The sequence below is a fragment of the Pedobacter immunditicola genome, from assembly GCF_037482985.1.
Lineage (GTDB): Bacteria > Bacteroidota > Bacteroidia > Sphingobacteriales > Sphingobacteriaceae > Pedobacter > Pedobacter immunditicola.
In genome coordinates, this window is record NZ_JBBHKC010000008.1 from 175,440 (window position 1) to 201,124 (window position 25,685).

Below are 25,685 nucleotides of genomic sequence, written 5' to 3' on the forward strand. Positions count from 1 at the left end.
TCCGTCCGAAATACCCCCGTTTAAATTAACGCTCTCACATATATAGACGACTTATTATTCGGTTTATTGTGTAAGCCTCATAAAAAAATTAAATAGGCTCATTTTTTTTCTTTCTTAAAAAAAAGTAAGTATGCTGGTTGTCCAGGTAATGCTGAAATTCAGGGCTGGTTTGTATATTCGGTGGTGTATTCTTAAATTGTTCTGGGGTAATGAATTCCCAGGTGAGGTGGTTTTCAGCTGTTATATCGATAATTCGGAGGGGAAAGTTCATTACATGCTGCATCAGGAAGATCCTTTTGCTGTCGGCCCAGGCTTGATGATCGCCAAGGTTTGCAGGCCAGGTGTATAGTTTGTGGGCCTCACGCTGATGCACACCATCATGAACATAGGCGGATGTTTTCTGGATGAGTTCAGAAATTTTTAAGGTCTCCACTGTACCAGTATACTGCCCGTCGGTTTCTGCGATCACCAAGGCTTTGGCAGTAAAATATGTGACATTTGAACCAAGGGAGGTTTCCTCTTTCAGGTCTTCGATAAAAACTAAATTTCCTTTTTTAAATTGCATGATTTTATTTTTGTGATGTCATTTCTTCCTCTTCTTCAATAGCCTGTTCCTCTTTTTTTACCGTAATCTTACCTTTCTTTAAATCAATACGGATGATGTTGTAAAGGCTCATGTAAATATTGGCGATCCAAACCAGTGCAAATCCCGCAATAAGGTAACCGCGCCAGTCGGTTAAATACAATTGGTAACCTGTAAGTATCAACATAAATGCGGTTACGTAATGACTAAAGCAATATTCGCAGGTGAGCATATAAAAGAACTTCCTTTTAAATATAAGCTTTTCTTCCTTGGATCTTTTAACACAATAGTCGCGTGGTTCACGAAACACTTCTTCATGGGTTACCGTCCAGGTGATGCAGGCAATGGGAATTGCTAAAATAAACAGCCAGTAAACAGAATGATCATGCATGTAACTATTACAATATACCTATCAGATTTGTTTTTTTAAACTTGCTACGTCCCCCGTCGGATCCAGGGCTTAGATGTGGGGTGTTACGATAGAAGGATGATTGCAATGCTTGGTTTACCAGAGATTATTACTAATTTTGTTAGCAATGAAAAGATCCGGAACTGCTGATTTACCCTTACATGGTGGCCATGTGCCCCTGTGGCTGGCTGAAAGGATGTCCCGTTTGGGCTTTGCGATCACGGAAGCGATCATTGCTGAATATGGTACTTCAGAAGTACTTCGTAGGCTAAGTGATCCATTCTGGTTCCAGAGTTTCGGTGCCGTGATGGGCATGGACTGGCATTCTTCGGGTATTACTACCTCAGTGATGGGTGCACTCAAAAGGGCTGTTAATCCACATGCCAAAGAGTTGGGCATCTATATCTGTGGTGGTAAGGGCAAACAATCCCGGCAAACACCGAATGAATTACTGGCTTTTAGTGAGCGTACCGGTTTGGATGGAAGAGCACTTGTTCGTTGCAGTAAATTAAGTGCGAAGGTGGACAACACAGCTGTGCAGGATGGATTTCAATTGTATCATCACAACTTCATAGTCAACAACGATGGCTTGTGGACTGTGGTTCAACAGGGGATGAGCCAGGGCAATTCGACCGCAAGACGTTACCATTGGCACTCTTCGGTACTGAAGTCATTTGTTGAAGAACCGCATACGGGTATTTGCGGCGTAAACCAAGGGCCTATTTTAAACATGGTAGCGCTGGAAGCACGGTCGTCAAGAGCTGCAGTGATGGCGATGGCTGCTGAAGATCCGCAAAAAATGCTTTTGGAAGTGCAGCATTTGACAATGCCCCGTCACCATGACGTACAGGCAAAAGATGTTAACCTGAAAAGACTTGGTGCGATGCTGTGGTTGACACATGACCGGCGACCTGTCGATTTTGAGGAATTGCTGTTGTTGGAAGGTATGGGGCCGCGTACCCTACAGTCTATGGCGCTGGTAAGTGAAGTGATTTATGGTACGCCATCGCGCTTTAAGGACCCTGCCCGGTTTTCTTTTGCCCATGGGGGCAAAGATGGGCATCCTTTCCCTGTGCCAGTCAACGTTTACGACGAAACTATCTCCGTGTTAAGCAAGGCGGTTGCTAAAGCTAAAATAGGGGAGAGCGATAAACAACAGGCCATAAAAAAGCTTGGCGAACTTGCCAGGGCTGCTGAAAAAAACTTTACACCTAATGAAAATTTGGAGGCGGTCCTGGAAAAAGAACGCAGAGATTCCTGGAAATACGGTGGCAGAACCATTTTTGGCAAAGCGAAACCACCTGCACGCTCACAATTATCTTTGTTTTGATTAAGCTCATCATTGCTGTTTGTAAGCTTATGATGGTGATCAGCCGATAACAATATGGGTGTTTTCAGCCGTAGGATGCCCGGTGCAGATTAAAACACGGCCTTTCTCTATTTCCTCGTCTGTCAGCACCTCGTTATAATCCATTCGCACACCACCGGCAATACAGGTGGAAGTACAAGTACTGCACATCCCGGCACCACAGCTATAAGGAAGATTGATCTTGTTTTCCAGTGCTACATCCAGGATCCTTTTAAAATAAGGGACCTTCAGCTCATGCCTCTTTCCATGGTAATCGATGATCACATTATAAGTGTTAGTGTCCTTAACTTTTTTCTCCGTCATGTCATCCTCATCAATCTCGTCTTCTGGAATGAAATAAGTTTCTCTCTTAATCTGCTCCTGTGGAAAACCCAGGGCACGCAAGGTGATTCTGCAAAGAACCATGTAATTAATTGGTCCACAGGTATAAAACAAGGCATCATCAGGATTGAATTCTAAATTGGTTTTCACCAAATGTTCAATTCGGACATTATTCAACCTTGCTGTCAGCAGGTTTTTTGACTCGCTAAAAAGGTATATAATTTTAAGCCGGTCGGGATACTTTACCTGCCATTCGTTTAGTTCCTGGTAAAACAAAGTATTGACCGCAGATTTATTGCTGTAGACCAGCACTAATTTACTCTGTTCTTCGGCAACCAGAGCGGTCTTTAATATGGAGAAGATAGGGGTGATGCCAATTCCTGCCGCAAATAAAAAGATGGTGCGTTTCTTTTCTTTTTCAGGAATATAGGTAAAGATACCATTGGGATTCAGCGCATGAAGCACATCGCCGACACCAACTTTATGATGCAGAAATTTTGTGATCTCTCCATTTTCTACCATTTTAACAGCAATGGCTAAAGGTTCATCCAAATCCGGACTACTGCAAATGGAATAAGAACGCCTGATTTCCCGTCCGTTGATGTTAAAAACAAAAGCTAAAAACTGACCCGGCAGGTAACTCAATTTTTGTCCGTTATCAGGCATCAGTTTAATAACTACATTATCTGCCGTTGCTTGTCTGTGTTCTATTATCCTGAGTGCTGTAGTCTGGGTCATTTTCTGTTTTTTATGCAAAGATCGGCATATCAAACCTATTTTAAAAGCTGGCTTTGCTACCTGTATCAGTTAATTTACGTTAAAATTAGTTAAAGAGATTTATGGTTTTAATTTAAATTATACCTTCGCGTAACTTAATTTCTTGTATGAAACTACTTTACGCTCTTTTGTTGCTTTTTTGTACCTCTGTCTCCTTATTTGCTCAAGAATCAAATACCATTAAAGGCTTTGTGGTGGATACCGCTTACACCACAAGGTTGGTTAATTCTTCTGTTTCCGTTTTAAACACCAAAGATTCCACGCTGGTAAACTTTACGAGGGTAGGCAGTAACGGTGCTTTTAATATTGGTGCTCTGAAAACCGGCAAATATATCCTGATGGTTACCTACCCTGGTTATGCAGATTATGTGGAAAAGTTTGCAATTGATTCCGCTAACCGCCAAAAAGATTTCGGAAAGGTAAACCTGACGTTGAAGGCCAAATTACTGCAGGATGTCATCATTAGGGGAACCGCCGGGGCCATTAAAATCAAAGGAGATACCACTGAATTCAATGCAGCAGCGTTCACCATAGAACCCAATTCGAAGGTAGAAGACTTGTTGAAACAGCTTCCGGGTATACAGGTGGATAAGGATGGAAAAATCACAGCACAAGGACAAACGGTGAATAAGGTTTTAGTGGATGGCGAAGAATTTTTTGGAGATGATCCAACCCTGGTGACCAAAAACATCCGTGGTGACATGGTGGATAAGGTGCAATTGTATGATAAGTCTAGTGATCAGGCTGCATTTACCGGTATCGATGACGGCCAGAAAACCAAAACCATTAACATCAAGTTGAAAGAAGATAAAAAGCAGGGGTATTTTGGTAAAATAGATGCTGGCCTCGGCACCAATGACAATTACGAGGGACAAGGGATGTTTAACTTTTTTAAAGGTAAAAAGAAGTTTTCCGCGTACGGCACGATTGGCAATACAGGAAAAACGGGTCTGGGCTGGGAGGACAGCAATAGATACGGCACTTCAGGAAATATGGAATTTAGTGATGATGGCGGGATCTATATGACTTCCGGCCAGGATGAGCTGGAATCTTTTGGCGGCAGGTATAATGGTGAAGGAATTCCTTTGGCACGCACCGGTGGTGTGCATTATGATGCCAAATGGAATGAAGACAAAGAGTCCATTAATACAAATTATAAGATAGGTTCCTTAGGTGTAACAGGCGAGAAAAATGTTCTTGTACAGAATAACCTTCCTACGGGAGTCATCAACAGTATTTCCAATCAAAACTTCGATAATTATGCCTTCAGGCAAAAACTCGATGGTATTTATGAAATTAAGCTGGATACTTCCTCCACTTTAAAAGTTTCGGTAGAGGGCACGCTTAAGACCAATGAAACAAATACCAATTACCAGGTGACCAGCTTAAATGGTAATGATGTGTTGCTGAATGCCAACGACCGCGACCTGAATAATACAACAGACCAGAAATTATTTAAAGCAACCGCCTTTTGGAATAAAAGGTTCAAGAAAAAAGGACGAAGTGTTTCGTTAAACGTGACCGGAAGTTTAAACCAATCCGATGGAAGGGGATTTTTAAAGTCGTCAGAAAGCTATTATAACAATACCGGTGATTTGGATAGCACGAATGTAACCGATCAATTCAAAACCAACAAATTGAATAGTACCGTTTTTAGCTCTAATCTTACCTACTCAGAGCCATTTTCGAAAACGTTTGCTGTCGTATTGAACTATGGCTTAGGTCTCAATAATACCGAGCAGGGACGCCAATCTTTCAATGCCTTAAATCCCGGTCAGTATACCCAACTGGATACCACTTTCAGTAATGACTATAAATTAAATCAGCTGTCAAACCAGGCAGGGGCCATTTTTAATTATAAAACCGACAAGACCGTTCTTAATTTTGGTTCTAAAGTAACGGCAGTGAATTTTGATCAGTTGGATGTCAATGCCAATGAAAATCTTAACCGAAATTTCATCAACTGGAGTCCTCAGGCATCTTACCAGTACAAATTTTCGCAACAGAAATCATTGCGTTTAAATTATAACGGTAATACCACCCAACCGACCATCAACCAGATTCAGCCCATAAGGGACAATACAGACCCTTTGAACATTGTGATGGGAAACCCCAACCTGAAACCCTCTTTCAGTAACCGTTTCAACGCAAGTTTCAACTCCTATAAAGTGTTAAGCTCCAGGTCGATCTGGATCAACGGTTCCTATGCCTTTACCATGAACCCCATTGTGAGTAACACCATGACTGATTCGACAGGTAAAAGCACCTACCAATCGATCAACTTAAATGATAAAAACACCTCTAATTTTTATATGTATGCTCACTATGATAAAAAAATCAAGGCAATTGATGTCAATGTGGGTTTTAACCTGAGTGCTAATGGCAATACTTATTTCAATTATGTAAATAATGCACTTAACCAAACCAAATCTTACAATTATTCCGGTGGCTTAAACCTGTCAACCTATAAAGCCAAAAAGTACCAGGTGTATTTAAGGGCTGGGCCAAGTTACAATACCAGCGAATCTTCTTTGCAGAAACAACTGAACAACAATGGCTGGGGATTTAATGGTAATGGAGCTTTCAAGGTTTTCCTGCCAGGGAAATTCGAAATCAGCAGCGAGGCCAATTACCAGTTTACCGCGAAAACGGAATCATTTGACCAGGATTTTAGGCGTTTCATTGTGGATGCTGCCATCTCCAAGAAGTTCCTTAAATCGGATGGCTTGCGTATTTCGATCACTGGCAGAGATTTGCTAAACCAGAATACAGGTTTCAACCGGTCTGCCTATGGCAACGTCATTTCACAAACTAATTACACCAACATCAAAAGATATTTTATGGGATCCATCACCTGGGATTTTAATCAAATGGGTGGCTCTAAAACTCAAAAATAATGGCTATGAAATTTATAACTGCAACTGCAGCCTTGTTATTCCTGATGATGGTCAATAACGCCCATGCTCAAAATGTCCGCTTTCCCTTAGAAGGTACCATAGAATACGAAAGGAAGGTGAACATGTTTGCCCTTCTCAAAAAAAACCTTGCAAACATTGGTCAAAATAGTTTTTACCAGCAGGCTTTCGATGCTTATAAAAAGAACCAGCCACAGTTTAAGGTGTTAAAGAGCACGCTTGCCTTTTCAAATAACAAGACTTTGTTTAGCCCGGTGGTTAGTAAGGAGGCACAAACCGGAGGATTTTTCAGCAATGAACCTTCGGCTAATCAATACAATACCATCTTCACAGATTTGTCTGCTGGCACCACCACCAGTCAGAAGAAGGTTTATGAAGAGACTTTTTTAGTGCAGGATTCTACAAGGAAAATTACCTGGAAAATTACTGATGAAGTGCGGGAAATAGCTGGTTATAGTTGTCGCCGGGCAAATGCAATCATGCTGGATTCTATTTATGTCGTGGCTTTTTATACGGACCAGATTCCTGTATCAGGAGGACCCGAATCTTTTTCCGGCTTACCGGGAATGATCCTTGGTGTGGCTTTGCCCCATGAAAACATCACCTGGTTCGCTACAAAGGTAAATGATGTACCGGTAGGCGCACAGGCGGTTGCTCCACCTACAAAAGGCAAGGCGATGAATTTCCCTGCATTTAAATCTTTTATAACCAATGCCTTGAAAGATTGGGGTGATTATGCCAAGGCTGCTTTGAAAGGTTTTATTCTATAGAAATACGCATCTGTGCGATGACCATGAAGTAAACTCTATGTAAAGTTTGTGCTTTGTTACCGACAATGATAACAAGGTTTCATAGCTTTGTAAGGCAATGAGTGGAGTTAAACATCATAACATCAGCAAACCGGTAATTAAAAAAGGCCAGCCGGATGATTCGTTCAAAATTCAACCCCTGCCAGCACCCTCAGGAAATTACCCTTACCATTTGAATTTCCCTGTAAGTGCAGGTCATCCAGCCAAAACTTTTGCCTTTAATTTGGTGGGTGATACCGGCGGATTGAAGTCCCCAAAGTTTCAGCAGCAGATCGCAGAAGAGTTGGGTAAACAAACAGCCGATAGCCTCTACCCAAGTCAGTTCCTGTATCATTTGGGGGATATTGTTTATCATTATGGCGAACGTGAACAATATGAAAAGCAATTTTTTACACCTTACGCTAGTTTTCCAGGGCCAATTTATGCGATTGCCGGTAACCATGATGCCGATGTAAATCCGCTTAACCCTGTACCCTATAAAAGTCTGGATGCTTTTACTTCCGTTTTTTGTGATGTGAGGCGAGGAGACCATTACTTCTCTGAAAACGTAAGCCGGAAAAACCAGTGCCAACCTAACGTGTACTGGACTTTAAATACAGAAATGGCCACCATCATTGGTTTGTATAGCAACGTGCCTAAGTATGGCTACGTCAGTGCGGAACAACAGGACTGGTTTATAAAAGAACTGATCAGGGCGGGGGAGATGCAGAACGACAAGGCCATCATTGTTTGTTTACACCATGCACCTTTCACAGCAGATACCAATCACGGTTCCAGCATTGCGATGATCGATTTTTTAGAGGATTCTTTTGCCAGAGCAGGGGTAATACCCGATATTGTTTTCAACGGGCATGTTCATAATTACCAGCGTTTCTCTAAAACCTATCCAGGTGACAAAACCGTTCCTTTTATTGTAGCTGGCTCAGGCGGGTTTGATGAATTGCATGTGCTGGCATCAAGTGACGACCCCGGTTTTACCAGTGAAGATCCCCGTTTTGAAGATGTAAGGCTTGAAAATTACAGCCTTTACCAGCATGGTTTTATAAAAGTGATCCTTGAGAAAACAGCAGATGAATTTTTTCTGACCTGCCAGTATTATACCATGGTGCATGAGGATGATAAAGACCTGCCAGCAACATTATTTGATTCCATTACTTTGGATCTGAAACGGAATAAAGAAAGCAGCCCCTCAGTCTTGAGTAACCATGCCTAATTTGTGCATTTCCTTTTTAATAATGTCATTGATGTCGGCTGATACATCATTGGCTATATACCAGCGAATTTGATTTTTAGGGTTGTAAAAAAGATAAATGACCACATCCTCGTAGATTGGGTCGACATATTCCAGGTGACGCAAACTAAAATGCTGCAATTCAGCAGCTTTCTCCAAGAGCCTTTGGTTAAAGATCTTAACTAGTAAGTGGTTTTCAGCATGCTCTTTAACTGGTGTCGTTTGAATAGTGATGATCAAGGTTGTTTATCCGTTAAGTACCAAGTAAAGATAGCTATATTCGCAAAAAATTTATATGCTAGAAATTGTTTACCAGGATGATCACTTAATTGCCATTAACAAGCCACATGGTTTATTGGTACACCGTTCTTCTATTGCAAATGATGCCAAAGAATTTGCCCTCCAGTTGTTAAGAGACCAGGTGAACCGGAGAGTGAGTCCTGTGCATCGCCTAGACAGAAAAACCGGCGGATTACTGTTGTTTGCTTTTGAAAAGGACGTTGAAATCGCTATGCATAAACAATTTCAGGAAGGGGAAGTCTGCAAGAAATATAAAGCAATTTTAAGGGGTTATGCACCGGATCAAATGGATATCGATTATCCTTTAACCAATGATAATGGGGTGGTGCAGGAATCTTTTACTTCATTCGTTACCCTTGCCCGGGCAGAACTTGCCGTAGCTTTTGGTAAACATGACAGTTCCAGGTATTCTTTAATAGAAGCGTGCCCAAGTACTGGTCGCATGCACCAGCTGCGCAAGCATTTTGCGCATATCTTTTATCCCATTATTGGCGATAGAAAGCATGGCTGCAACAAGCAGAACAAGTTCTTCAAGGAACAATGGGAAATGACAACCATGTTGCTCCATGCCTCAGAACTCGAGTTTCTTCATCCGGTTACAGGTTTGAAGCTACACCTCAAAACTGCCCTGCAACCGGAATTTAAAAGAATGATGGAGCTGATGAGCTGGGACGCTCATTAAGCAATAGGATCATTAAGCAATCGTGATCATCTTTAATCTATTTTCTGCTTCTGTCAACTGATTTTGAATTTCCTGAACGGCAGCTTGGGTTTTTAATTTCAAGTCGGGCACCAGGATTTTATAATAATTAATTCCTTCCTGCAATTGATTAGAAAACTTCTGGTAGTACTTTGCTTTTTTATCATTTAAAGCGCTCATCTGCGTAGCGATGTCTTTTTTGAGGTAATCAAGGTACAAGTTCAATTCATTGATGAACAAGTTCGGACGAATCGCATCTTTCAAGAGATTTTCTCTTCCATAAATATGATCCACCATTTGTACCAGTGAATATTTGCCGGAAAAATAAGCAAGGTTCGGCCCCGGACAAATGCTGACTGCATTGCTCTCCCGTGGTTTTAACATTGCATTTTTTAGATAAGTGGATGCGCAAAGCCCTTCGCATAAACATATTTTCTCTACAACAGCCTCGTATTTCTGCTGGTATTCTGTTTCTGACAAAGCCATTTCCTGCAGCTGTTTGATTTTAAGGTTCTGATATTCCCTTGATGCGGTGCATATCGGCTGTTCAGTAAACTCTGTGTTATTGACCAGGAACTTTTTCTTGCAGGGGCTGCCCGGTCTGCCTTTTGCTATCCGTTCCAGCCTTAAATCTTCTGCGCTACTTTTTCTGAAATTATTGAAAAGAACGCCTAAGGGAGAGGAGTTACTCAGGAAGAAATCTTTTTCTTCGGCGGTTACCAGGGCTTCCAAAGTAGTTTGGTCCACATTCGTTGCTTCAGGAACCAGTAAGAAAGGGCTTCCCCAGCCTGCAGCATCCAGCTGGTAATAGTCAATTAAAAAGTCATGCTCCTCGGCCGTTCCAATACCACCCTGCACGGTGATGCGCTGTTGAGGTTTGATGGCAAGTGGAATATCCCTGCTTTGAAGCACCTGTGAATAGATGCCCCAGAGTTCTTCCGAAAGCTCGTTTCTTTTATGTTTAAACTCTTCTAAAATCGGCCCCATTAAAAAGCCATCCGTCGCAAATGCATGTCCGCCACAGTTCAATCCTGATTCTACTCTGAATTCTGAGATCCACAATCCTCTTTTAGCCAGCATTTTTGCCTGGATGTAGGCAGAACGGTAATCGCTGACTTTTAGGATGATCTCTTTTCCTGGCTTCACGCCTTCATAGGGATAAAAAACCCTGCATTTTTCCATGTAAGCGAATAAGCGTGGGTTTAAACCCGCAGAAATAATGATGGATGCCTGTAGGTTGCTATCTGCAAAACCACGCATTGCTGCCAGTGCATCTGTATAATCGTCACCTGTATATTCGTTAGCGGCGTTGTAATTTGGTTTGTCCACTTTCGACATGATGTTGACATCAATAGATCCCGGGATGACCTGTTCGATCAGCGCTAAGCGCAATGATTGTCTTGCGCTTTCATTTTCCACCAGCATCGCTTCCTGATACCTTTTTTTCAAAGGAGAAGAGGAGGGCAACAATTCAAAATAACGCGTTAAATCGGTTTCAGGGCCAAAATCCTGCAGCTTGATCGTCGCGATTTGCTGCTTAACAATGGTGTCAAGTAAATTCAGGTAAGCAGTAATCCTTCTGGCCCTGCTGTCTTCCTCTTTTAGGGAGATAGCGTTATAAGGAATCTGATTAAGTTCAGCATGGTACTTTCTCATTCTCTCTGTTAATTCATCATCTACTATGGAAACGACAGAAGAGATACCATATTTGGCGACTTTTAAAGGGGTGTCAATAGAGTAGCCCAAGCCAAGAACGGGTATGTGGAAAGTATGTGTCATCATGGATTTATTTTTTATGTATCGCAAAATAGCGTACAATTTTCAGTATAAAACATGATATTCATCACTATATACTGCTGATCCTGCGCAATCTTGTAAGACGGATAAAAATTTTATATTTGTAAAAATTGTCTATGGAAAAAGCCAGGTTATTAGCTGCGATTATTGATAATGCCATTGATGGAATTATTACGATAGATATGCGTGGTCTTATCGAAAGTGTAAACCCGGCCGCCCTGAAGCTTTTTGGATATGAGCTTGAGGAGGTGGTAGGAAGAAACATCAATGTACTGATGCCTGAACCTGATAAAAGTGCGCATGACGGTTATCTTCATCGCTACCAGCATACGGGTGAAAAACGCATCATCGGCATTGGCAGAGAGGTAAGGGGCTTACGCAAAGATGGATCTACTTTTCCATTCCGACTGGCCGTGAGTGAAGTGCAATACGAGCAGAGAAAAATCTATACAGGTTTTATCCATGACCTTTCTAAAGAAAAAGAAGCAGAAGAACGTTTGCGGGAGTATGCCGCAGAGCTGGAAGAATTGGTCCAGGAACGCACCCGATCGTTACGAAAAACTGTGGTCGCCTTAAAAGAAGCGAAAGAAGAGGTCAGCATCTCTTTAATAAAAGAGAAAGAACTGAACCAAATGAAAAGCCGTTTTGTTTCCATGGCTTCACATGAATTCCGTACCCCCTTAAGTTCTGTACAACTTTCTGCTTCCCTGATCGAAAAGTATGCCCAGCCTTTTGATAATAAGAATATCCAAAAGCATGTAGGAAAAATCAAAAATGCCGTTGGTAACCTCACCACTATATTAAACGATTTCTTATCACTCGAACGCCTGGAAGCCGGCAATGTAGCGCCCTCCTTCAGTACTTTTGACCTGGTTAAGTTTTGTGAGGAGATCACTGAAGAAATGCAGATGATTGCCAAGCAGGATCAAAATATCATTTATCAGCATACAGGACTGCAGAGTATCACCACATTAGATCAAAATCTGCTTCGGAATTGTATGATCAACCTGATCAGTAATTCAATTAAATATTCGGGTGAGAACACTTTTATCGAATTTAATACAGAAATTACCGACAGTCAGTGTATCGTGACCATTAAAGACAACGGCATAGGCATACCAGAAACAGATCAGGTACATTTATTTGAGCCTTTTTTCCGTGCGCATAATACAGGCAATATCCCGGGAACGGGGCTGGGCTTGAACATCGTGCGGCGTTATGCTACCCTAATGAGCGGTAATGTTCATTTCGAAAGTACAATTAACCAGGGGACAACATTTATATTATCATTTTCTAAATAGATGAACAAAACGAGTATTCTGATCATAGAGGATAACAATGACATCAGGGAAAGCACCGCAGAAATTTTAGAACTTGCAGATTTTGAAGTTTTACAGGCTAAAAACGGCCGAATCGGTGTGGAAATAGCCACAAAAAACCTGCCTGACCTTATTTTATGTGACATCATGATGCCAGAACTTGATGGTTATGGTGTATTGTTCCTGTTGAATAAAAATCCGCAGACTTCTGCTATCCCTTTTATTTTTCTGACCGCAAAAGCAGAACGTATTGACATGCGTAAAGGCATGGAAATGGGTGCCGATGACTATTTAACGAAGCCTTTTGATGACGTTGAATTACTGAACGCTATTGAAAGCAGGTTAAGGAAAAAGACAAAGTACGAGGCTTTTTATAGCAAGTCTTTAGATCAGATCTCTGGCCTCATCAGCCATACCTCGGGCTTAAATGAACTTCAGAAATTAATTGCCGAACGTAAATTACGGCATATCAAAAAGAAACAGGTAATTTATTATGAGGGCGATGCAGTCACCGGAATTTTTTTAGTGGTCAGTGGTAAAGTGAAAACGGTAAAATTATCGGCGGATGGCCGTCAGCTGATGACCGGTATTTACAGTGACGACGAATATTTTGGAATTCCTGCTTTGTTGCTCAATGAACCCTATGCCGAATCTGCCGAAGCGATGGAAGATACTTCAATCTGTCTGTTGCCAAAAGACATGATAGAAGATTTATTATCCCAATATCCTGCGATCAACAAGCAGTTTATTAAAATATTATCCAATAACCTGATGGAAAAAGAAGAGCAGCTGATGCAGCTGGCCTACCATTCTGTGCGTAAACGCTTATCTGAAGTTTTAATTCGGCTGTCAAAACAAGAAAAGTCACCCGATCCCATGCTGCTAAAAGTTTCCAGGGATAACCTTGCCGCCCTTGCGGGGATGGCCACAGAAACCGTGAGCAGGATTTTGAGTGATTTTAAAGAGGAAAGCATTATTGAAAGAAAAGGCAGTCAGATCCAGATTCTGGATCTTCAGCGACTGCAGCAAATGAAAAACTGATTAACATCATGTTAATGATTGATCAGCCTCATTCCAAGGGCTACTGATTAAAGGTAATTTTGATCTAATAAATGATCAAGCATGAGAGCAGTAGCCTATAGTATCAAGTCTTATGAAAAAGAACCGCTGGCCATTGCCAACCGGAAGAAGCATGAGATTACTTTAATTTCGAACTCTTTAACCGAGGCTACGGCTGCTTATGCCGAGGGTAAAGAAGCTGTCATTGTATTGGATGACGATGAAGTGAATGCTGGCGTGATTAATAAACTGGCAGACATGGGCGTTAAATACATTGCCACTCGCTCTACTTCTATTGGCCATATCGACCTGCAGGCGGCTGAAAAAAGACATATAAAGATCGCAAATGTTCCTGCCGCAGCTGTCAGCCACCCTGCCTCTGAAACACTTTATACCATATCAGCCACCGAAACCATCCGGAACCTTGATCAATGGCAGGAAAAAAAATGCCTCGGCAATGCCTGCATCTGTTCGAAAACCTGCCGGAGTCAAACCCTTTAATCCGATGAACACCAAAGACCTTAGCGGCAAATACAATGTCGCAGCCCCGCGTTATACCAGTTACCCTACAGTTCCCTATTGGGACTCAGCTAGCTTTAGTAGTGAAAACTGGCAGAAGGCAGTTGTTACCTCTTTTAGTCAAAGTAATGCAGCCGACGGCATAAGCCTGTATATCCATTTACCCTTTTGTGAAAGCTTATGTACTTATTGCGGTTGCAATACACGCATTACCCGTAACCATGCCGTTGAAGATCCTTATATTCTTGCCGTTTTAAAAGAATGGCAGCTTTATACTGCGCTTTTGCCGAGCAAGCCTATCATTAAGGAACTGCACCTGGGCGGCGGTACCCCGACTTTCTTTAGTCCTGAAAACCTGGCAAAGCTGATCAATGGGGTTTTTAAACTTGCTGAACGTCATCCACAGGCAGCTTTCAGTTTTGAAGGCCATCCTGGCAATACCAGGAAAGCGCACCTGGAAACTTTGCATGCTCTTGGTTTTGAAAGGGTGAGCTTCGGTATACAGGATTTCGATCCGAGGGTGCAGCTGATCATTAACCGCATCCAAACTTACGATGAGGTAGAAAAAGTAACCGCACAGGCCAGGGAAGCGGGTTACAGCTCTGTTAACTATGACCTTGTTTATGGGTTACCGCTGCAGACCCTTGCGGGATTAATTGATACCATTGATTCGGTACTCACTTTAAGGCCTGACCGTATCGCTTTCTATAGTTATGCGCATGTGCCTTGGGTAAAACCCGGACAAAGAAGATATACCGAAAAAGACCTGCCCTCACCAGCGCTTAAAAAGCAGCTTTATGAAACCGGCAGGGCAATGCTAAAAGCCGGTGGTTATACAGAAATAGGCATGGACCATTTTACCTTAACTACTGACGGCCTTTATGCTGCGGAGGAAAATGGTACGCTGCACCGGAATTTTATGGGCTACACCGACCAATACAGCCGGTTAATGATTGGCCTGGGGGTTTCTTCGATCAGTGATACCTGGACGGGCTTTGCGCAAAATGTAAAAAAAGTGGAAGAATACCTGGAATTGGTGAATGCGGGGCAGATCCCTGTTTTTAAAGGACATATATTAAATGAAGAGGACTTGCTTTTACGCCAGCATATTTTAAATATCATGTGCAAGGGACGTACTTCATGGGCATTGCCAGCACAACAAAGTGAAGTGTTTTTTGAGGGGCTTGAACGGATGCAAATGCTTGCTGACGATGGCCTGGTAGAAATCGGTGAAACTACATTAACAGTAACCCCTATAGGGAAGCGCTTTTTGAGAAATATATGCATGACGCTGGATGCCAGACTTTTGGCGAATCAGCCCGCGACTCAGCTTTTTAGTATGGCAGATTAATCAAATTGGTATCGCTGATTAATCAGCGGCATTCCGCAACGCCGCTTGTCGGTTTGGATGGACTTAAATATTTGATATTTAGGTCCATTCCTCTTAGTATAAACCACATACCAAGGAAAAGCATCATAAAAGGGATTACCTTGTTGATCCGACGTCTGAATAAGTTACCGGTGAAACCCATACTTATGGTTGCCAAAAGCATTAAAGGAGCTGTTCCTAAACCAAACCAGAACATATATGCTGCAGCCTGGCCAATACCACCGGTATTTACAGCGCCCGCTAATGCGAGGTAAACAAAACCGCAGGGCAAAAGGCCATTGATCATGCCTATGATTAGATGATTCGCCTTATGCTGCAAAGCATAACTAAATAACTTGTTGAAAGGTTTGAGGAGGAAAGAGGAGTTGTTGCCTAAAGAAAGTTTGAAGATCCTGGAACAGGCCGCCGCAATAATCAACAAGCCAGTGAAAATACTAATACCCTGTTGCATATCCGAAAGCCATAGCTGACGGCCAATGAAGCCAATTAACACACCAAGAACACAATAAGAGATAATCCGGCCGGTTTGATACAATACCTTATCAAACACCAGAAAACCAACACCTGGTCTTAGTGACGGGACCGCAAACGCCAGGGGCCCACACATGCCAATGCAGTGTATACTTCCTAATAACCCAATCATAAAAGCCAGATACATTTCAGTCATTACAACATCACCTCCTTTTCATATAAATAAGCGGTACCATTACTTTTCCAATCCAGCTGCAATTTCCATAAACCACCGGCTTTACCGGTGATTGGCAACTGAAACTGATTTGCAGTATCCGTATTTAAAATCAAGTTCTGGTCCATTCTTTTATCTGCAGTCCTGATCAGTTTTACTGTTCCAGTTGCGCTATCTTTAAAAGTGATGACGATGGCGTCATGCTCGATCCTCACTTCTGGTGTTGCCTTATCCTTGATTACGTTTTCTTTTTTGTTGTAATCTATATTGTAGTGGATACCTTTCTCGTAGTAATCATTATCTACCAGGGCATCGCTGTCACTCCTGAACATCTGTACAACAAGTACGATGATAAAGCTCATAAAAGTGAGCATGCCTATAATAATTTTCGTTCCCCAGTTCATCTTTCTATTGTTTTTTTAATTATTAGGTGGTGCTATAAAAGTAGTCTTAAAACGGTCAATTACTTTTCCATCAGAGATCAACTTAAAGCTCATGTCAGACTTGTATTGCTCAATTGCATTTTGGGGCATCACCACAAAGAAGGTGATTTTTACGGAGCCACCATATTTCAACTGATCCTCTTTCTGGATGTACTGAATCGTGGCATTTTTGTCGTCCGGCTGGATTTCAAATTTAAGGTCCCTATTGGTTTTGTTAACCAATTCTGCATTATACAGGTTGCTTACCGTATGATCTTTTTTACGCAACTGGTAAAGGGTTCCGCTGGCCCTTAATATCGTCGCTTTAACGTCACTACGGCTAATCAACAGGTAACTCAGTACAGACATTAAAATGAGCAGTACGGCACTGTAGCCATAAATTTTGTTGCTCAGTTTAAAAGGTTGTTTGAGTTTAATCTCATCTTCCGATTTAAAGCCGATCAGGCGTAAAGGGCGGTCGATTTTTTCCATCACCATATCACAGGCATCAATACAGGCGGTGCAGTTGACACATTCCATCTGTGTGCCGTTCCGGATATCAATTCCCGTCGGACAAACCTGCACGCAAAGCTTGCAGTCGATACAATCGCCCAGCTGCTGTTCCTCTTTCTTTGATTTTTTACCCCTGGGTTCGCCACGCTCATAATCATAAGCGACGATGATACTCTGGTTGTCCAGTAACACGCCTTGCAGGCGGCCATAAGGACAGGCAACCGTACAAACAAGTTCCCGCATTCTGGAGAAGACCATGTAAAACATAAAGGTAAAAATGCAGATAGAGAGGAAACCAGAAAGATGCTGGGAAACCGGTTCAGTGATAATCTTGATCAGGTTTGCGGTGCCAATGACATAGGCCAGGAAGATATTTGCAATAAAAAAAGAGATGATTAAAAAGATGCTGTGTTTTAGCGTTTTTTTAAGCACCTTTTCAGTGGTTAAGGGGCCCTCATCCAGTTTTCTTTGTTTGAGGTAATCACCTTCGATCCAGTTTTCTATTTTGCGGAATACCATTTCCAGGAAAATAGTTTGAGGACAGACCCATCCACAAAAGACCCGGCCAAAAATTACCGTGAATAATACAATGAATACAATAAAAGTAAGCAAAGCCAATACAAACATGTAAAAATCCTGTGGCCAGAAAATGATTCCGAAGAATACAAACTTTCTTTCCAGCACATTGAGTAATACCAGTTGTTCGCCATTGAGCTTCATAAATGGCGCTGCAAACAGCAGCGCCAGAAAAAAGTAACTTACGGCCGAACGGTATTGGTAAAGTTTACCTTTAATGATTCGGGGATATATCCATTCACGGGATTGCGACATTTCGTTTATTGTTTATCACCTTCGGGTGCCTTGGCATTCGGAGGGTTACTGCCTTGTAATGATAAAATGTAATTGGTAAGATCAGAGATTTGCTGTGCACTCAGGGATTTTTCCCAGGACACCATCCCTTTCTCAGGTACACCATACTTAATGGTCTTAAACACATCAGCAGCGGCACCCCCATGGAGCCAGAACTCATCTGTCAGGTTAGGACCTACCGACCCTTCGCCAAGCTCGCCATGGCAAGGTGAGCACCTGTTCTTGTAGAAGCCCATTCCTGCATTAATTACCGCGGCATCGGTGCTTTGTACCATATTGTTTTCGTTGACGGCATTTTTAGCATTCCCTGGTTTGGAAAGAAAAGCTATTTTAGCTTCTTCAGCTTCCGCAAGTTCCGTTGCATATTCCTGTTCCTGGTTAGGCCCCCAGCCCAATACCTCATAATTGAACATATAAGCAATGGCAAATATAATCGAGCCATAGAATAACACCATAAACCAACCCGGTGTAGGGTTATCCAGTTCAGTAATGCCATCAAACTCATGCTCCATCACTAAGTTTTTCTCTTCCGAAAGGGGTTTTAAGCCCATCAGGCGATGCCAAAGGGTAGGTTTATCTTCTTGCTGGGCTCTTGCTTCTTCCTCCGCAAGCTTGCGTCTCGCTTTTTCCTCAGCCGTGGCGAAAGGAGTCGGACTAACCGTTTCCCTGATGTAAAATTTAATCACCTTGAGCATTAAAATGGAAACTCCAAGGATCAATACGGCGGCGATGCCGAGGGCGATCACTAATATATCTGCGTAGCTCATATCTTATCTTCTTCGTCTGTTAAAGGGAGTTGGCTCATATAGGTGACTTCTTCTTTTCTCATCACCAGCAGGACAACACCAACCAGGATGAAAAAACCGAGGAAAATACCAAGGGAAGTAATTAAATAAATGTTTTTATCGTCTACTTGTTCTAAAAATTGTCTAAACATAGCTGTATATATAAATAATTACTTGGCTTTAATATCTGTTCCCAAACGTTGCAGGTAAGCAATCAGCGCGATGATTTCTCTATCGCTTTTTACTTTAACATTGTTTTGCTGCAAGTCCAGTGCAATAGCTTTCGCCTGGATATCAAGATCCTTATTGGCCTGGTGCTCGTAACCCTCTGCATAAGGCACACCCAATGTACGCATGGCATTAATTTTGGCTATGGTGGTGGTGGTATCCAGTTGCTGTACTACCAACCAATCATAGGCAGGCATAATACTGCCCGGCGACATGGTTTGCGGGTCTAACATGTGGTTAAAATGCCAGGCATTTGAGTATTTATTACCTAAACGCTGCAAATCCGGACCAGTTCTTTTTGATCCCCACAAGTGCGGGTGGTCGTAAACAAATTCTCCAGCCTTACTGTATTCCCCATAGCGTTCTGTTTCAGAACGGAATGGTCTGATCATCTGCGAGTGGCAGTTCACACAGCCTTCTTTAATGTAAACATCACGTCCATGTAACTCCAATGGCGTATAAGGTTTCACACTGGCAATGGTTGGGATATTAGAATCAATGGTAAAAGTTGGCATCATTTCCACACCTCCACCAATCAGGATCACAATTAGGGAAAGCACCAGGAATACCATTGGTTTACGTTCCAACACACGGTGAAGCTTTTTGTCAGATCCTACAGGTATATAAGTTTCCGGTAGTGGTAAAGCTTCTGCGGGTTCATCTGCTAGTAATGTCCCTGCTTTTGCAGTTTTAATTAGGTTGTAAGTCATTACAATTACACCCATTAGGTATAAGGCGCCACCAATTGACCTTAACATGTACATAGGAAGAATCTGGATCAGTGTTTCCAGGAAATTAGGATACCTTAAAATTCCTTCTTCTGTAAATTCTTTCCACATTAATCCCTGGGTAAAGCCAGCAAAATACAAAGGAACCGCATAGAATATGATCCCGAGTGTGCCTGTCCAGAAATGGAAGTTGGCTAATTTTTTTGAGTAAAGTGTTGTTTTATAAATTCGTGGTATCAACCAATACAAGATGGCGAAAGTCAGGAATCCGTTCCATCCCAGTGCACCAACATGCACGTGTGCTACAATCCAGTCTGTATAATGTGCAATGGCGTTGATTTGTTTGAAGGCCAGCATTGGTCCCTCGAAAGTAGCCATACCATAAGCGGTAAGGCCGACCACCATAAATTTCAAGGTTGCATCTTCACGAACTTTATCCCATGCACCGCGCAGGGTAAGCAAGCCATTGATCATTCCACCCCAGCTTGGTGCAATTAACATCACCGAAAAAGCTACACCTAGAGATTGCGCCCAGCTTGGTAATGAAGTGTACAATAAATGGTGAGGCCCTGCCCAGATGTAAATAAAAATAAGCGACCAGAAGTGAAGGATACTTAATTTATAAGAGTAAATAGGGCGATTTGCCATTTTAGGAAGGAAGTAATACATCATCCCTAAATAAGGCGTAGTTAAAAAGAAGGCTACAGCATTGTGGCCATACCACCATTGTACCAGTGCATCCTGCACACCTGCAAACAAGTAGTAACTTTTGAAAGCAGAAATTGGTAATTGAAAAGAGTTTACAATGTGTAAAACAGCAACGGTAACAAACGTGGCAATGTAAAACCAGATGGCTACATACATGTGTTTCTCACGTCTTTTTATAATTGTGCCGAACATATTTACGCCAAATACCACCCATATCACTGTAATGGCGATATCAATGGGCCATTCCATTTCCGCATATTCGTGGGAAGTAGTAAAGCCTAAAGGAAGGGTAATGACTGTTGCCACAATGACAAGCTGCCAGCCCCAAAAATGAACTTTACTTAAGGTATCGCTAAACATCCTTGCTTTAAGCAGGCGTTGCAGCGAATAGTAAACACCCATAAAAATAGCATTACCCACAAAGGCAAAAATCACAGCATTAGTGTGCAGGGGCCTGATGCGGCCGAAGGTAGTGTATTGGTTTCCCAGATTCATGGAAGGAGCGAACAGCTGCGTGGCAATCAACAAGCCAACCGTCATGCCGATTATACCCCATACGATGGTGGCAACGGCAAAGTTCCTGACAATTTTATTGTCGTAGTAGAATTTTTCAGTCATATTAAAAAGTGGATGGTTTTAATGCGGGTAAAATTACAATTGCCCCCAAGTAGGGAGAATGATGTTAGTTGTGGCTAAATATGATCTTCATCACTTTTCTCCGGCGGACTTGCCGCGACTTCATCATCGAACAACATACGGATTGAAGGAGTGTAGGTATCGTCATGCTGCCCCGTTCGGGAAGCCCAGAAAAAGGCACAAAGGAAAATGAGTGCCAGCAGGATACTAATGCCGATCAGCAGATAAAGCATGTTCATAACAGGTGGTTTTTTTTAGCATATAACCTTGCGGTGATACTGGTGAACAAAATAATGGTAACGGTGCTGGCAGGCATCAAAATGGCGGCAAAAAGCGGCGACATGATTCCTTGTACAGCGAACAACAATCCAATAAAATTATAGGCCAGTGAAATGGCGAAACTCATGTGTATCACCTTTACAGCATCTTTAGCTTGCTGAATAAACTGAGGTATTTTGCTGAAATTAGCCCCATCCAAAATGGCATCGCAGCCGGGTGTAAAGTTGTTGATGTTGTCTGTAACAGCAATACCAAGATCGCTTTGTTTTAATGCACCTGCATCATTCAGGCCATCGCCAAACATGAGTACCTTTTTCTTGGCCTGCTGCAATTTCACAACATAGTTAAGCTTATCCTGTGGAGATTGCCTGAATTGCAATTGCTGAACCCTGGGAAAGAAAGGAATTAAATTGTTGCGGTCATGATCCTGGTCACCGGATAAAAGATGCAGATCTGCTCTTTTGCCAAGTTTTTGAATCAATTCTTTAAAGCCATCACGCCATTGCTGACTGGATAAGAAATAGCCGAGGTACTCGCTGTTGATCACCACATGTACCTGGCTTCCTTCAGGGAGGTTAGTTAGATTCAGACCTAAAAATGCAGCGCTCCCGAGTTTAATTTCATACCCGTTGATATTGCCCATCGTTCCGCGGCCCACTTTTTCTTTATAATCCGACACCCTGTATTTTGCGGGTAACTGAAGCCATTTAACCAGTTCACGACTTAATGGGTGTCCGGAGTTGCGGGACAGGTCACTGATCATTTGTTTTTGATCAGCTGTTAGGCTGCCCTTAAAGCTGAAGCCGGCAGCCTCAGGGTTGGTAATGGTTCCCGTTTTGTCGAATATAAAAGTGTCGATACGGGCGAGTTCTTCAATCACGGCCGTGTTCTTTAAATAGAATTTGTTTTTGTCGAAAACACTTAGTACCGCTGCCAGCGTAAAGGGCGAGCTCAATGCCAGGGCACAGGGGCATGCAATAATTAATACAGCGGTAAAAGAAGCCAATGCTTTGGAAGGGTCTGTAAATAGCCAGAAAGCACCAGCACTTGTGGCAACCAATAACAAGACAACGCTGAAATATTTGCTGGCCTTGCCGCTAAAGGTTTTTATACGGTCTTTATCTGCCGTGAAAGTTTCGTTGTTCCATAAACGGGTAAGGTAACTCTGTGAAACCGGTTTGATTACTTCCAATTCTATGGCGCCAGAAAGTTGGCGGCCACCGGCGTAGACTACTTCGCCCAATACCTTTTCAACAGGTATAGATTCACCGGTCACAAAGCTGAAATCCAGTTTCGCCTCCCCATTCAATAAGATGGCATCAGCAGGAATAATTTCGTTGCTCCTGATCAGAATCCTGTTTCCTTTTTTCAATTGATCTAAAGGCACAGGTTTATCCTTTCCATCCTCAATCACGGTTACTGCTACAGGGAAATAGGAACGGTAATCCCGTTCAAAAGAAAGGTGGTGATAAGTATGCGCCTGCATCCATTTGCCGATCAGAATAAAGAAAACCAGTCCGCAAAGCGTATCCACAAAACCTGCCCCTGTGCCCGTTGCAATTTCCCCCAGTGAACGCAGGAACATGACTGCAATCCCCAATGCAAGTGGGAAATCAAGGTTCAGGATGCCTTTTTTGAGATTCAGCCAGGCTGAAATGAAATAATCTCTTGCCGAATAAAATACCACTGGCAATGCAAAAGCGATGTTTAACCAGCCAAAGAAATTTTTAAACGCTGATTCGAAATTTGAAAGCCCAAAATACTCAGGAAAACTAAGTAGCATAGAATTGCCAAAACAAAAACCAGCCACAGCAATTTGGGTAATCAGCTTCCTGTCGCCAACCGATGTCTGTTGTTTTTTAACCACATCCTGCAGACTGATTAATGGCTCATAGCCGATGCTGGAAAGCGTTTCAACCACTTTTCTTAAAGTAAGGTCGGTATTATTAAACGTTATGGCTACTTGTTTTTTTAAGAAGTCAATTCTGGATTGTATAATTCCGGGATTGATTTTATAGAGGTTCTCCAATAACCAGATGCAGGAGCTGCAATGGATAGCGGGAATATATAAGGTGATTACCGTCATCTTTTCATCGCAGTAATCAACAAGATCAGCTACGATAGCCGGTTCATCAAGGTATTCAAAGTGTAAGGTTTGCTGTTGCTGCGTTTTGCCGGGCACATCATTGTAGGCATAGTAATTTCCTAAATTATGACTGGAAAGAATTTGGTAAACGCCTTTACATCCTAAGCAGCAAAAGTTTCGGTCGTCAAGCGTATATGGTCGTTCTGGTAGATCTTCCCCGCAATGGTAACAATTGGTTTCTATTGATAAAGACTTCGTTTCTAACATGGATATTCAATATGTTACAAATTTGCACGCTTCTGTCTCGCCCTAAAATGACCTAGCTTTAAACAAAATGTGATCCCCGTCACATTTAAACGGTATATATTGAACGAATATAATTAATTAAAAGGAAAATCACATAGAATTGTAAAATTTTTGGCATTTGCTGCAAAAAAAGGTTCTTCTGTTGGTTTTACCAAGATATACCTTTTGTAGCGGTAAATTACACCTGCCACAAGTCCTTTTTGCATGTGCAAGCCAGTGCTTTTTCAGGGTATATTCTTTTTTCCATTGCAGGAAATCGAAACTGTAATTTCTGGCTTCAGTAACGAGTTGCTTCAAAATAGCAGGAGGGAGGTCCCCGATTTTACTTGCAGGGTGAACTTTAATCCGGTATAAAACCTCATTTTTGATGATATTACCTACACCGGCAAAAATCTGCTGGTCAAGCAGGGCGTCACAAACCAGCGTATCAGGTTTCGAGAGCAGTTTTTGGATAGCCGCTGCCTCATTCCATTGATCAGACATGACATCGGCCGACCAGTCGTATATGGAATTGATATCACCCTCAATGATTAACAAGGAGCAGGTGTAGAAGTTGATTTCCGCATCTTCAAATTCGAGACGCAATCTTTCCTGCGTTTCCTTGCGTTCATTGATGCGGTAAGTTCCAAAAAGCATAAAATGAACACGCAGGGTAAACTCCTTAAAGCAAATCAGGAAGTGCTTGCCCCAAGTCTTAAATTCCCGCAATTGTTCATTTATCAGCCTTTCTTTAGCAATGGAGGTATTCCCACTTACCGCAAGAACAATTTTACCTTCGAGATGAAGAGGAAGCAATTGTTCCTTTAAAATTACGATAGAGGGACCCTCCGGCATACCTAGGAAGATAGAGAAGCCATGTCGATCACAAAACGGTAATGCACGTCACCGGCAAGGGTTCGTTCATAAGCCTCATTAATCTGATCAATATTAATCATCTCCACATCTGAAGTAATATTATGCTCAGCACAATAATCCAGCATCTCCTGGGTTTCTTTTAGTCCGCCTACGAGGGAGCCAACCAGGCTACGGCGGCCACCAATCAACTGAAAAGCCTGCACCTCAGATGGTTTTGGCGGAGCGCCTAATAAAATCATGACGCCGTTGGTGCGCAGCAGTGCCAGATAGTCATTGTAATTATGTGGTGCAGATACGGTATCAATGATGAAATCAAAACTGTTTGCTAGCCTGATCATGTTTAATTTCTCGGTTGTCAACTCAAAATGGTGGGCACCTAATTTTTCTGCGTCCTGTTCCTTGCCAGAAGAGCGGCTTAAAACCGTTACATCAGCCCCCATAGAAGCCGCTATTTTCACGGCCATATGGCCCAAGCCTCCTAAACCAACGATAGCAACTTTATCTCCCGCTTTTACATTCCAGTATTTCAATGGAGAATAAGTAGTAATGCCAGCACATAATAAAGGAGCTACTTTTTCTAAAGGTAAATTATCGGAAATCTTTAAAACAAACTTTTCAGTCACCACAATATGAGTGGAATACCCTCCGTAAGTGATGGTTTTTTTATCCTGCAGGTAAGAGTTGTAGGTTTGGGAGTGTCCATTCTCACAATATTGCTCATTGTTTTCATTACAGTTGTGGCAATGACCACAGGAATCCACAAAACAACCCACGCCAACCGTGTCGCCAACTTTGTAACGGCTAACCTGATCTCCTACACGGGTAACTGTGCCTACAATTTCGTGACCGGGTACTACAGGATACATCGTTCCTCCCCATTCATTTCTGGCGGTATGGATATCAGAATGGCATACCCCACAGTATAAAATTTTAATCTCTACATCTTCAACGCCGGGTTCACGACGATCCAATTGGTATGGTTCAAGTGGCTTATCTGCGCTTTTAGCAGCATATGATTTTATTCCATTCATAATCAGTTTCTTTCATGTTTAACCAATTATGCCTGCAAAAAGTTTAAGCTTTTTT

At 42.2% G+C, this 25,685-nt stretch carries 24 protein-coding genes; 9 read left to right on the top strand and 15 right to left on the bottom strand.

What is annotated here, in order from left to right; translation table 11 throughout:
* Positions 1 to 88: 88 nt before the first annotated feature.
* Together WG905_RS15350 and WG905_RS15355 are read right to left on the bottom strand one after the other, a co-directional pair.
* Entirely contained in the window at positions 89 to 565 is a 477-nt protein-coding gene (locus tag WG905_RS15350; RefSeq protein WP_339592622.1) for a hypothetical protein, read from the bottom strand.
* Positions 566 to 569: 4 nt separating this feature from the next.
* Complete coding sequence (locus WG905_RS15355; RefSeq protein ID WP_339592623.1) at positions 570 to 974, bottom strand: hypothetical protein; 405 nt, start codon at positions 972 to 974, stop codon at positions 570 to 572.
* Positions 975 to 1,119: 145 nt separating this feature from the next.
* Here WG905_RS15355 and WG905_RS15360 point away from each other — a divergent pair, with 145 nt between their 5' ends.
* The gene (locus WG905_RS15360; RefSeq protein WP_339592624.1) at positions 1,120 to 2,322 is read left to right on the top strand and encodes a DUF763 domain-containing protein; all 1,203 of its coding nucleotides are present in this window, start codon (positions 1,120 to 1,122) and stop codon (positions 2,320 to 2,322) included.
* A gap of 39 nt (positions 2,323 to 2,361) precedes the next feature.
* Here the strand turns inward: WG905_RS15360 and WG905_RS15365 are convergent, their stop codons facing one another.
* Positions 2,362 to 3,420, bottom strand: coding sequence for a 2Fe-2S iron-sulfur cluster-binding protein (locus WG905_RS15365; RefSeq protein WP_339592625.1), 1,059 nt, complete (start codon positions 3,418 to 3,420; stop codon positions 2,362 to 2,364).
* 146 nt (positions 3,421 to 3,566) lie between these two features.
* Here WG905_RS15365 and WG905_RS15370 point away from each other — a divergent pair, with 146 nt between their 5' ends.
* From WG905_RS15370 to WG905_RS15380, 3 genes are all read left to right on the top strand, one after another.
* Positions 3,567 to 6,356: a TonB-dependent receptor gene (locus WG905_RS15370; RefSeq protein ID WP_339592626.1), complete on the top strand. Its 2,790-nt coding sequence runs from the start codon at positions 3,567 to 3,569 to the stop codon at positions 6,354 to 6,356.
* A gap of 5 nt (positions 6,357 to 6,361) precedes the next feature.
* On the top strand, positions 6,362 to 7,144 hold the full coding sequence (locus WG905_RS15375) for a GLPGLI family protein (protein WP_339592627.1): 783 nt from the start codon (positions 6,362 to 6,364) through the stop codon (positions 7,142 to 7,144).
* A 97-nt stretch (positions 7,145 to 7,241) separates the two neighbouring features.
* Positions 7,242 to 8,396 carry a metallophosphoesterase family protein gene (locus tag WG905_RS15380; RefSeq protein WP_339592628.1) on the top strand — a complete coding sequence of 385 codons (1,155 nt, stop codon included), beginning with the start codon at positions 7,242 to 7,244 and terminating at the stop codon, positions 8,394 to 8,396.
* Here WG905_RS15380 and WG905_RS15385 read toward each other — a convergent pair.
* On the bottom strand, positions 8,373 to 8,654 hold the full coding sequence (locus WG905_RS15385; RefSeq protein ID WP_339592629.1) for a hypothetical protein: 282 nt from the start codon (positions 8,652 to 8,654) through the stop codon (positions 8,373 to 8,375). The genes WG905_RS15380 and WG905_RS15385 overlap by 24 nt on opposite strands.
* A gap of 55 nt (positions 8,655 to 8,709) precedes the next feature.
* On the opposite strand from WG905_RS15385, the gene WG905_RS15390 reads away from it, so the two are divergent.
* Positions 8,710 to 9,396, top strand: coding sequence for a pseudouridine synthase (locus WG905_RS15390; protein ID WP_339592630.1), 687 nt, complete (start codon positions 8,710 to 8,712; stop codon positions 9,394 to 9,396).
* Between the two features lie 12 nt (positions 9,397 to 9,408).
* On the opposite strand, the gene WG905_RS15395 is transcribed toward WG905_RS15390, so the two are convergent.
* Positions 9,409 to 11,196 carry a hypothetical protein gene (locus WG905_RS15395; protein WP_339592631.1) on the bottom strand — a complete coding sequence of 596 codons (1,788 nt, stop codon included), beginning with the start codon at positions 11,194 to 11,196 and terminating at the stop codon, positions 9,409 to 9,411.
* A gap of 131 nt (positions 11,197 to 11,327) precedes the next feature.
* On the opposite strand from WG905_RS15395, the gene WG905_RS15400 reads away from it, so the two are divergent.
* The 4 genes from WG905_RS15400 (at position 11,328) to hemN (ending at position 15,459) form a co-directional block, all read left to right on the top strand.
* Positions 11,328 to 12,512, top strand: a complete 1,185-nt coding sequence (locus tag WG905_RS15400) for a PAS domain-containing sensor histidine kinase (RefSeq protein ID WP_339592632.1) — start codon at positions 11,328 to 11,330, stop codon at positions 12,510 to 12,512.
* A complete protein-coding gene (locus WG905_RS15405; RefSeq protein ID WP_339592633.1) occupies positions 12,513 to 13,571 on the top strand; it encodes a response regulator in 1,059 nt (352 codons plus the stop codon).
* Between the two features lie 81 nt (positions 13,572 to 13,652).
* On the top strand, positions 13,653 to 14,090 hold the full coding sequence (locus WG905_RS15410; RefSeq protein ID WP_339592634.1) for a Rossmann-fold NAD(P)-binding domain-containing protein: 438 nt from the start codon (positions 13,653 to 13,655) through the stop codon (positions 14,088 to 14,090).
* 4 nt (positions 14,091 to 14,094) lie between these two features.
* Complete coding sequence (gene hemN, locus WG905_RS15415) at positions 14,095 to 15,459, top strand: oxygen-independent coproporphyrinogen III oxidase (protein WP_339592635.1); 1,365 nt, start codon at positions 14,095 to 14,097, stop codon at positions 15,457 to 15,459.
* Positions 15,460 to 15,481: 22 nt separating this feature from the next.
* On the opposite strand, the gene WG905_RS15420 is transcribed toward hemN, so the two are convergent.
* The 10 genes from WG905_RS15420 to WG905_RS15465 form a co-directional block, all read right to left on the bottom strand.
* Positions 15,482 to 16,141, bottom strand: a complete 660-nt coding sequence (locus WG905_RS15420) for a sulfite exporter TauE/SafE family protein (protein WP_339592636.1) — start codon at positions 16,139 to 16,141, stop codon at positions 15,482 to 15,484.
* Between the two features lie 23 nt (positions 16,142 to 16,164).
* Entirely contained in the window at positions 16,165 to 16,587 is a 423-nt protein-coding gene (locus WG905_RS15425) for a FixH family protein (RefSeq protein ID WP_339592637.1), read from the bottom strand.
* A 15-nt stretch (positions 16,588 to 16,602) separates the two neighbouring features.
* Entirely contained in the window at positions 16,603 to 17,949 is a 1,347-nt protein-coding gene (gene ccoG, locus WG905_RS15430; protein WP_339592638.1) for a cytochrome c oxidase accessory protein CcoG, read from the bottom strand.
* A gap of 5 nt (positions 17,950 to 17,954) precedes the next feature.
* Entirely contained in the window at positions 17,955 to 18,755 is an 801-nt protein-coding gene (locus tag WG905_RS15435) for a cbb3-type cytochrome c oxidase N-terminal domain-containing protein (protein ID WP_339592639.1), read from the bottom strand.
* Positions 18,752 to 18,925 carry a hypothetical protein gene (locus WG905_RS15440; RefSeq protein ID WP_339592640.1) on the bottom strand — a complete coding sequence of 58 codons (174 nt, stop codon included), beginning with the start codon at positions 18,923 to 18,925 and terminating at the stop codon, positions 18,752 to 18,754. Before WG905_RS15440 ends, WG905_RS15435 begins: the two co-directional genes overlap by 4 nt.
* A gap of 18 nt (positions 18,926 to 18,943) precedes the next feature.
* Positions 18,944 to 21,055: a cytochrome-c oxidase, cbb3-type subunit I gene (gene ccoN, locus WG905_RS15445; RefSeq protein ID WP_339592641.1), complete on the bottom strand. Its 2,112-nt coding sequence runs from the start codon at positions 21,053 to 21,055 to the stop codon at positions 18,944 to 18,946.
* A 74-nt stretch (positions 21,056 to 21,129) separates the two neighbouring features.
* On the bottom strand, positions 21,130 to 21,312 hold the full coding sequence (ccoS, locus tag WG905_RS15450; RefSeq protein WP_339592642.1) for a cbb3-type cytochrome oxidase assembly protein CcoS: 183 nt from the start codon (positions 21,310 to 21,312) through the stop codon (positions 21,130 to 21,132).
* Entirely contained in the window at positions 21,309 to 23,705 is a 2,397-nt protein-coding gene (locus WG905_RS15455; RefSeq protein WP_339592643.1) for a heavy metal translocating P-type ATPase, read from the bottom strand. The genes ccoS and WG905_RS15455 overlap by 4 nt, the downstream gene beginning before the upstream one ends.
* Before the next feature lie 129 nt (positions 23,706 to 23,834).
* On the bottom strand, positions 23,835 to 24,578 hold the full coding sequence (locus tag WG905_RS15460; RefSeq protein ID WP_339592644.1) for a DNA-formamidopyrimidine glycosylase family protein: 744 nt from the start codon (positions 24,576 to 24,578) through the stop codon (positions 23,835 to 23,837).
* Positions 24,579 to 24,580: 2 nt separating this feature from the next.
* Positions 24,581 to 25,630, bottom strand: a complete 1,050-nt coding sequence (locus WG905_RS15465; RefSeq protein ID WP_339592645.1) for an NAD(P)-dependent alcohol dehydrogenase — start codon at positions 25,628 to 25,630, stop codon at positions 24,581 to 24,583.
* Between the last annotated feature and the right edge of the window lie 55 nt (positions 25,631 to 25,685).

Excerpts from the sequence above, each read along its gene's own strand:
- ccoS (WP_339592642.1), bottom strand. The coding sequence starts at position 21,312 with ATGAACATGCTTTATCTGCTGATCGGCATTAGTATCCTGCTGGCACTC.
- WG905_RS15360 (WP_339592624.1), top strand. The coding sequence starts at position 1,120 with ATGAAAAGATCCGGAACTGCTGATTTACCCTTACATGGTGGCCATGTG.
- WG905_RS15435 (WP_339592639.1), bottom strand. The coding sequence starts at position 18,755 with ATGAGCTACGCAGATATATTAGTGATCGCCCTCGGCATCGCCGCCGTA.
- WG905_RS15455 (WP_339592643.1), bottom strand. The coding sequence starts at position 23,705 with ATGTTAGAAACGAAGTCTTTATCAATAGAAACCAATTGTTACCATTGC.
- WG905_RS15425 (WP_339592637.1), bottom strand. The coding sequence starts at position 16,587 with ATGAACTGGGGAACGAAAATTATTATAGGCATGCTCACTTTTATGAGC.
- WG905_RS15460 (WP_339592644.1), bottom strand. The coding sequence starts at position 24,578 with ATGCCGGAGGGTCCCTCTATCGTAATTTTAAAGGAACAATTGCTTCCT.
- WG905_RS15350 (WP_339592622.1), bottom strand. The coding sequence starts at position 565 with ATGCAATTTAAAAAAGGAAATTTAGTTTTTATCGAAGACCTGAAAGAG.
- ccoG (WP_339592638.1), bottom strand. The coding sequence starts at position 17,949 with ATGTCGCAATCCCGTGAATGGATATATCCCCGAATCATTAAAGGTAAA.
- WG905_RS15410 (WP_339592634.1), top strand. The coding sequence starts at position 13,653 with ATGAGAGCAGTAGCCTATAGTATCAAGTCTTATGAAAAAGAACCGCTG.
- ccoN (WP_339592641.1), bottom strand. The coding sequence starts at position 21,055 with ATGACTGAAAAATTCTACTACGACAATAAAATTGTCAGGAACTTTGCC.
- WG905_RS15465 (WP_339592645.1), bottom strand. The coding sequence starts at position 25,630 with ATGAATGGAATAAAATCATATGCTGCTAAAAGCGCAGATAAGCCACTT.
- WG905_RS15370 (WP_339592626.1), top strand. The coding sequence starts at position 3,567 with ATGAAACTACTTTACGCTCTTTTGTTGCTTTTTTGTACCTCTGTCTCC.
- WG905_RS15375 (WP_339592627.1), top strand. The coding sequence starts at position 6,362 with ATGAAATTTATAACTGCAACTGCAGCCTTGTTATTCCTGATGATGGTC.
- WG905_RS15380 (WP_339592628.1), top strand. The coding sequence starts at position 7,242 with ATGAGTGGAGTTAAACATCATAACATCAGCAAACCGGTAATTAAAAAA.
- WG905_RS15400 (WP_339592632.1), top strand. The coding sequence starts at position 11,328 with ATGGAAAAAGCCAGGTTATTAGCTGCGATTATTGATAATGCCATTGAT.
- WG905_RS15440 (WP_339592640.1), bottom strand. The coding sequence starts at position 18,925 with ATGTTTAGACAATTTTTAGAACAAGTAGACGATAAAAACATTTATTTA.
- WG905_RS15390 (WP_339592630.1), top strand. The coding sequence starts at position 8,710 with ATGCTAGAAATTGTTTACCAGGATGATCACTTAATTGCCATTAACAAG.
- WG905_RS15365 (WP_339592625.1), bottom strand. The coding sequence starts at position 3,420 with ATGACCCAGACTACAGCACTCAGGATAATAGAACACAGACAAGCAACG.
- WG905_RS15420 (WP_339592636.1), bottom strand. The coding sequence starts at position 16,141 with ATGATTGGGTTATTAGGAAGTATACACTGCATTGGCATGTGTGGGCCC.
- WG905_RS15355 (WP_339592623.1), bottom strand. The coding sequence starts at position 974 with ATGCATGATCATTCTGTTTACTGGCTGTTTATTTTAGCAATTCCCATT.
- WG905_RS15405 (WP_339592633.1), top strand. The coding sequence starts at position 12,513 with ATGAACAAAACGAGTATTCTGATCATAGAGGATAACAATGACATCAGG.
- WG905_RS15395 (WP_339592631.1), bottom strand. The coding sequence starts at position 11,196 with ATGATGACACATACTTTCCACATACCCGTTCTTGGCTTGGGCTACTCT.
- hemN (WP_339592635.1), top strand. The coding sequence starts at position 14,095 with ATGAACACCAAAGACCTTAGCGGCAAATACAATGTCGCAGCCCCGCGT.